Raw genomic sequence first — 6513 nt, forward strand, 5'->3', positions numbered from 1 at the left:
CCCGCGTGGCGTTCGTCCTCGCAGGCGAGCCCCGACAGCAGGACCGAGGCCAGGGCGGGCAGCTGTCGGGCGGCCGCGCAGACCAGGGCGGCCCGCACCGGGTTGGCCTTGTGCGGCATCGCCGAGGAGCCGCCCCCGGAGGCCTCGGCGACCTCGGCGACCTCGGTGCGCGACAGCACCAGCACGTCGGCGGCGATCTTGCCGAGCGCTCCGGCGGTGAGGGCGAGCGCGGCGCCCAGGTCGGCGACCGGGGTGCGCAGGACGTGCCAGGGCAGGCGCGGTTCGGCCAGACCGGTCCGGCGCGCGTACGCGGCCAGCAGGCGCGGGCCCGTGTCGGGTGACCGGTCGGGGGCGTACTCCGCGAACGCCGCCAGGGTTCCGGCGGCGCCGCCGAGTTGGACGGGCAGTGCGGTGCGGACGGCGGTCAGCCGGTCGCGGGCGTCGAGCACCAGGTGGCGCCAGCCCGCCGCCTTCAACCCGAAGGTGGTGGGGACGGCGTGCTGGGTGAGCGTGCGCCCGGCCATCGGGGTGTCGCGGTGCCGGGAGGCCAGGTCGGCCAGGGCGCGTTCGGTCCGGGTCAGGTCCCGCAGGACCGGGCCCAACACACGTGTCGCCACCAGCATGGCCGCCGTGTCCATGACGTCCTGGCTGGTGGCGCCCCGGTGGACGTGGGGCGCGTGCTCCTCGCCCACCGCCGCGGTCAGGTCGGCGACCAGCGCGATCACCGGGTGGCCGTCCGCGCGTGCGCGCAGGGCCAGGTCACGCGGGTCGAAGCGGGCGGGATCGGCGGCCCCGGCGACGGCCAACGCGGCGGAGGGCGGGACCAGGCCCACGTCCGCCTGGGCCGCGGTCAGGGCGGCCTCCGCGTCCAGCATCGCCGTGAGGAAGGCGGCGTCGCCCGTGGCGTCCTCGGCCGCCGACCCCGCCCGTCCCGGGGCGAGCAGGCCGGTGTCGAGCGGGTCGGTGTCGGGTGGGTCCGGGCGGGTCGGATCACTCATGGGAACTCCAGGAACACGGTCTCGCCCGCACCCTGGAGGCGGACGTCGAAGCGGTGGACACGGGGTGTGCCGGGCTCGGGTCGGGCGAGCAGGGTGGCGCGCCGCCGCGGGGGGAGGGCGGCGAGCAGCGCGTCGTCGGGATCGTCGACGAGGTAGGCGCGGGTGTACAGGTGGTGCAGCAGGCCGCGGGCGAAGACCGCCACACACACGTACGGCACGCCGCCGGGCGGCAGCGTCCGCACCAGCCAGTGCCCGTCGGCGTCCGTCGCCACCCGCCCGAACCCGGTGAAGTCCGCCCCGTGGCGGCCGACCACGCGTCCGGTCACCGCGTCACGGCGCATCGACCCCGGTGCGCCGGTGCGCGATCCGTCCGGTGCGGGTTGCCAGGTCTCCACGATCGCGTCCGGAACGGGTTGCCCGTCACCGTCCAGGACCCGTCCGCGCAGAGTGAGCGTGTCCGGGTGGTGCGGGGGAGCCACGTCCGCGCCGCCGGTGAAGGGCAGGGCGTAGCCGAAGAACGGGCCGACGGTGTGCGACGGCGTGGGCGCGGGGCTCATCGGTCGTCCTCCTCGTTCTCGGCCCAGGTGGCGGCAGGTCCGTCCAGGACGATGTCCCACCGGTAGCCCAGCGACCACTCGGGCACGGACAGACCGTGGTCGTAGGCGGCCACGAGGCGGTCGCGCGCGGCCGGGTCGGTCACGGACTGCAGGATGGGGTCGAGCGGCAGCAGCGGGTCCCCCGGGAAGTACATCTGGGTCACCAGCCGTTGCGTGAACGCCTCGCCGAACAGGGAGAAGTGGATGTGCGCGGGGCGCCAGGCGTTGGTGTGGTTGCGCCACGGGTAGGCGCCCGGGCGGATCGTGGTGAACGAGTACCGTCCCTCGTCGTCGGTCAGGCAGCGGCCGAACCCGGTGAAGTTGGGGTCCAGCGGCGCCGGGTGCTGGTCGCGCTGGTGGGCGTAGCGGCCTGAGGCGTTGGCCTGCCAGATCTCCACCAGCTGCCCGCGCACCGGTCGGCCCCGCCGGTCCAGTACGCGGCCGGTGACGGTGATGCGCTCGCCGAGCGGTTCACCCGCGTGGTGCCGGGTCAGGTCCCGGTCGAGGTCGGTGACGTCGGTGACGCCGAAGGCCGGTCCGGTCAGCTCGACCGCCTCGGGGTCGCGCACCGGGATCAGCGGGTGGGTGGGGTGGCGCAGCGCGCTGCCGCGGTAGGGCGGGAAGTCGCGCGGCGGGTGGTCCCCGGCGTGGGCGGCGGCCTGGGCCTTGGCGATCTCGGTGTCGATGGCGGACTGGGTGAGGTCCGGTGGCAGTGCGGTCATGGTGGTCCCTGGGGAGGAGGGGAGGGGTGGATTCCGTGGTGTGGGGCGGGTCGCCCCGTGGTGGACCGGGGCGGTCCCCTAGCGTTCGAGGACCAGGGCCAGACCCTGGCCGACACCGACGCACAGGGCGGCGACCCCGGTGCCGCTCCCGGCCCGGGCGAGCTGGTGGGCGACGGTTCCGGCCAGGCGGGCGCCGGAGGCGCCCAGCGGGTGCCCGAGAGCGATGGCTCCGCCGAGCGGGTTGAGGACCGCCCGGTCGAACTCGGGCCACTCGGCCAGGCAGCCCAGGACCTGGGCGGCGAACGCCTCGTTGAGTTCGAGTACGTCCACGTCGGTGAGGGAGCGCCCCGCCCGTGACAGGGCGCGGTTGACCGCCTCGACGGGGCCGAGCCCGAACCAGTGCGGTTCGACGGCGCTGACGGCGCTGGCCGAGATCCGGGCGAGCGGTGCGCGCCCGGTGGCGCGCACCCCCTCCTCGTCGGCGAGCAGCAGGGCGGCGGCGCCGTCGCTGAGCGGGGAGGCGTTGCCCGCCGTCACCGTCCCGTCCTCGGCCCGGAAGGAGGGCCTCAGCCTGGCCATCGCCTCCAGTGACGCGTCCGGCCGCACGCCCTCGTCGCGGTCGACCGTGACCGCCCCGCCCCGTCGCCGGGGCACCCGGACGGGGACGGTCTCGGCGTCGAACAGCCCCTGCTCCTGTGCGGCGGCCGCCTTGAGGTGGCTCTCCAGCGCGAACTCGTCCTGCCGCTCACGGGTGATGCCGTGCTCGTCGGCGATGAGCTCGGCGGACTCGCCCAGCGGTACCGTCCACCGCGGCTCCATGGCCGGGTTGACCATCCGCCAGCCCAGGGTGGTGGAGTACAGCTCCGCGTGGCCCGCGGGGAAGGCGCGGTCGCTCTTGGGGAGTACGTAGGGGGCGCGGGTCATCGACTCCACCCCTCCGGCGACCAGGACGGACGCGTCGCCCAGGGCGATGGCGCGGGCCGCCTGGACGACGGCCTCCAGCCCGGAGGCGCACAGCCGGTTGACGGTCACCCCGGGCACCGAGGTGGGCAGCCCGGCGAGCAGGGCGGCCATCCGGCCCACGTTGCGGTTCTCCTCGCCCGCGCCGTTGGCGTTGCCGAGGTAGACGTCGCCGATCCGGTCCGGGTCCAGGTCGGGGGTCCGCTCCAGCAGGGCGCGGACGGTGTGCGCGGCCAGGTCGTCGGGGCGCACGGCCGCGAGCGCGCCGTCGTAGCGGCCCACGGGGGTGCGGACGGCGTCGACGACGTAGACGTCCCTGGTCCTCATGCCGACACCCCCTCGCCGACGCGGACGCGCGCGCCGGTTCGGGCGGCGAGCTCCTCCGCGGTGACCCCGGGCGCGGTCTCCACGAGGGCGAGTCCGTCGTCGGTGACGTCCAGGACGCCCAGGTCGGTGATGATCCGGTCGACGCAGGCGCGGCCGGTGAGGGGGAGCGCGCACTCCTCGACGATCTTGGGGCCGCCGTCCCTGGCCGTGTGCGCCATGGTGACGATGACGCGGCGGGCGCCGTGCACCAGGTCCATGGCCCCGCCGATGCCGGTGACCAGTTTCCCGGGGACCGACCAGTTGGCGAGGTCGCCGCGGGCGGAGACCTGCATGGCGCCCAGTACGGCGGTGTCGACGTGGCCGCCGCGGATCATCCCGAACGACAGCGCGGAGTCGAAGAAGGAGGCGCCGGGCAGGACGGTGACGGTCTCCTTGCCCGCGTTGATCAGGTCGGGGTCGACCTCGTCCTCGCGGGGGTAGGGGCCGGTGCCGAGGATGCCGTTCTCCGACTCCAGCACCACCTCCACCCCCGGCGGCAGGTGGCCCGGGATCAGGGTGGGCAGCCCGATGCCGAGGTTGACGTACTCGCCGTCGCGCAGTTCGCGCGCGGCGCGGGCGGCGATCTGCTCGCGTGTCCAGCTCATCGGGTGGTCCCCTCCGTCACGGTGCGCTTCTCGATGTACTTCTCGGCGGCCTGTTCGGGGCTCAGCTCCACGACCCGCTGCACGAACACGCCGGGCAGGTGCACGTGGTCGGGGTCGATCTCGCCCGGCTCGACCAGCTCCTCCACCTCGGCCACGGTGACGCGTCCGGCCATGGCGGCCAGCGGGTTGAAGTTGCGGGCGGAGCGGCGGAAGACGAGGTTGCCGTGTCGGTCGCCCCTGGCGGCCCGGACCAGGGCGAAGTCGGTGGTGATGGCGTGTTCCAACACATGCGGGACACCGTCGAAGCCGCGGACCTCCTTGGGCGGGGAGGCGACGGCCACGCCGCCGTCGCCGTCGTAGCGCCAGGGCAGTCCGCCGTCGGCGACCTGGGTGCCGACCCCGGCCGGGGTGTAGAAGGCGGGGATGCCGCTGCCGCCCGCGCGCAACCGCTCGGCGAGCGTGCCCTGCGGGATGAGTTCGAGCTCCAGCTCGCCCGCCAGGTACTGCCGGGCGAACTCCGCGTTGGAACCGACGTAGCTGCCGGTGACCCTGCCGATCCGCCCCGCGGACAGCAGGACCGCCAGCCCGGTGTCCATGGCGCCGCAGTTGTTGGACACGACCGCGAGGTCGGTGGCGCCCTGGTCGAGCAGGGCCCGGATGAGGACCGCCGGGACACCGCTGACGCCGAAGCCGCCGACCGCGAGCGAGGCCCCGTCGTGGACGTCCGCCACCGCCTCCGCGGCCGTGGCCACCACCTTGTCCATCCGTTCCCACCCTCTTTTGTTCGCTGAGTGAACTAAAGTTCATTTATGAACCGCTGCGAGTTTCGCCTGACCACCTCAGGTGTGTCAAGGCCCGGTAGCGTTCGATCGAAGCGAGGAACAGTGGAGGTCCGCATGCAGGCCAGCGCGACGACGCCAGCCAAGGCCAACGGAGAGTCCGTGGCCACCCTGGAACGGGGGCTGGCCGTCGTGCGCGCGCTCGCCGCGGCCCCCTCGACGCGCATGCGCCGAAGCGACCTGGTCCGCTCGACCGGCCTGGCCCGGGCCACCGTCGACCGGGTCACCCGCACCCTCGCCCACCTCGGCTACCTGAGGATCGAGGACCAGGACGCCGTGCTCGCGCCGCGTCTGAGCGAGATCGGCAACGCCTACCTCGCCGCCGACCCCCTCACCGACGCCGTGGACGGCCCCGCGCGAAGGCTGGCCGACGAACTCGACGAGTCCGTGTCGGTGTGCGTTCCCGACGGAGACGGCGCGCGCTTCGTCATCCAGTGCCCCCGGCGGCGCGCCATGGCGGTCACCTTCCACGTCGGCGACCTGCTGCCCGCCGAACGCTGTGCGCCCGGAGCGCTCTTCGCCGCCGACTGGGACGAGGACACCTGGCGGCACTGGCGTAGGCGCGTCACCACCGGTTCCGACGCCGACTTCCCGGCTCTGCCGCCGGGCACGGCGCCGACGGCGCCGGAGCGAGGCGAGGACTTCCCCGGACTGGTGGCCCGCGCCGCGCGCACGGCACTGGCGGTGGACGATCAGCTCGTCGAACCCGGACTGGTCGCGGTGGCCGTGCCCGTGGCGGGACCGGGCGGGCGCGTCCGCTGCGCGGTGAGCGTCGTCAGCCACACCAGCCGCCACACCGCCGACAGCCTCACCGAGTACGCGCTGCCCCGGCTGCGCGCCTGCGCCGAGGCCACCTCCGAGGCGTTGGCGGAGCCCGAACCGGCGCCGGAGGCGCCTTCCGAGACGGTGCCGTCCGTGCACGCCGACGCCCTGCGCGCGGCCAAGGGCGAACTGGGCGCGGACTTCCTCCAGTCGCTGGCCCGGGGGCTGGCGGTCCTGACCTATCTGCGCGCCCCGGGCGGACGCACCCTGAGCGAGGTCGCCGAGGCCACCGGTCTGGCCCGGGCCACCGTCCGCCGGTCCCTGCTCGCGCTGGTCCAGCTCGGGTACGTGGCCCAGGACGGGCGGACCTTCACCCTCCTGCCGCGCGTCCTGGAACTGGGCCACGCGCCGCTGTCCCGGCTCACCTTCGAGCGGATCGCCACCCCGCACCTGGCCGACCTGGTGCGCCGGGTGCACGACTCGGCGTCCGTGTCCGTGCTCGACGGCGACGACATCCGCTACGTGGCGCGCGTGGCCACCACCCGCATCATCGGCGTGGACCTGGGGGTGGGCACCCGGCTACCCGCCTATCCCACGTCGATGGGCCGGGTCCTGCTGGCCGGGCTCCCGCCGGAGGATCTCGCCGACCGGCTCCCCCCCCCCCC

Annotated in this window: 7 protein-coding genes; 1 reads left to right on the forward strand and 6 read right to left on the reverse strand. The window is 74.9% G+C overall.

The window, feature by feature from the left end:
* The 6 genes from pcaB to D471_RS0117465 form a co-directional block, all read right to left on the reverse strand.
* A partial coding sequence (gene pcaB / locus D471_RS34865) for a 3-carboxy-cis,cis-muconate cycloisomerase (RefSeq protein ID WP_017599809.1) occupies positions 1–998 on the reverse strand: 998 nt, incomplete at its 3' end.
* Complete coding sequence (gene pcaG, locus D471_RS0117445; protein ID WP_017599810.1) at positions 995–1555, reverse strand: protocatechuate 3,4-dioxygenase subunit alpha; 561 nt, start codon at positions 1553–1555, stop codon at positions 995–997. The genes pcaG and pcaB, both read right to left, overlap by 4 nt.
* A complete protein-coding gene (gene pcaH / locus D471_RS0117450) occupies positions 1552–2316 on the reverse strand; it encodes a protocatechuate 3,4-dioxygenase subunit beta (protein WP_017599811.1) in 765 nt (254 codons plus the stop codon). The genes pcaG and pcaH overlap by 4 nt, the downstream gene beginning before the upstream one ends.
* A gap of 78 nt (positions 2317–2394) precedes the next feature.
* Positions 2395–3603 (reverse strand): thiolase family protein, encoded by a 1209-nt coding sequence (locus D471_RS0117455; protein WP_017599812.1) that lies wholly within the window; start codon positions 3601–3603, stop codon positions 2395–2397.
* A complete protein-coding gene (locus tag D471_RS0117460; protein WP_017599813.1) occupies positions 3600–4247 on the reverse strand; it encodes a CoA transferase subunit B in 648 nt (215 codons plus the stop codon). The genes D471_RS0117455 and D471_RS0117460 overlap by 4 nt, the downstream gene beginning before the upstream one ends.
* Positions 4244–5011, reverse strand: coding sequence for a CoA transferase subunit A (locus D471_RS0117465; RefSeq protein ID WP_017599814.1), 768 nt, complete (start codon positions 5009–5011; stop codon positions 4244–4246). The genes D471_RS0117460 and D471_RS0117465 overlap by 4 nt, the downstream gene beginning before the upstream one ends.
* A 132-nt stretch (positions 5012–5143) precedes the next feature.
* Here D471_RS0117465 and D471_RS42510 point away from each other — a divergent pair.
* Positions 5144–6513: IclR family transcriptional regulator domain-containing protein (locus D471_RS42510; protein ID WP_040690077.1), on the forward strand; the 1370-nt coding region annotated here is incomplete at its 3' end.

Origin of the sequence: Nocardiopsis lucentensis DSM 44048, from assembly GCF_000341125.1 — a bacterium.
GTDB classification, from domain to species: domain Bacteria; phylum Actinomycetota; class Actinomycetes; order Streptosporangiales; family Streptosporangiaceae; genus Nocardiopsis; species Nocardiopsis lucentensis.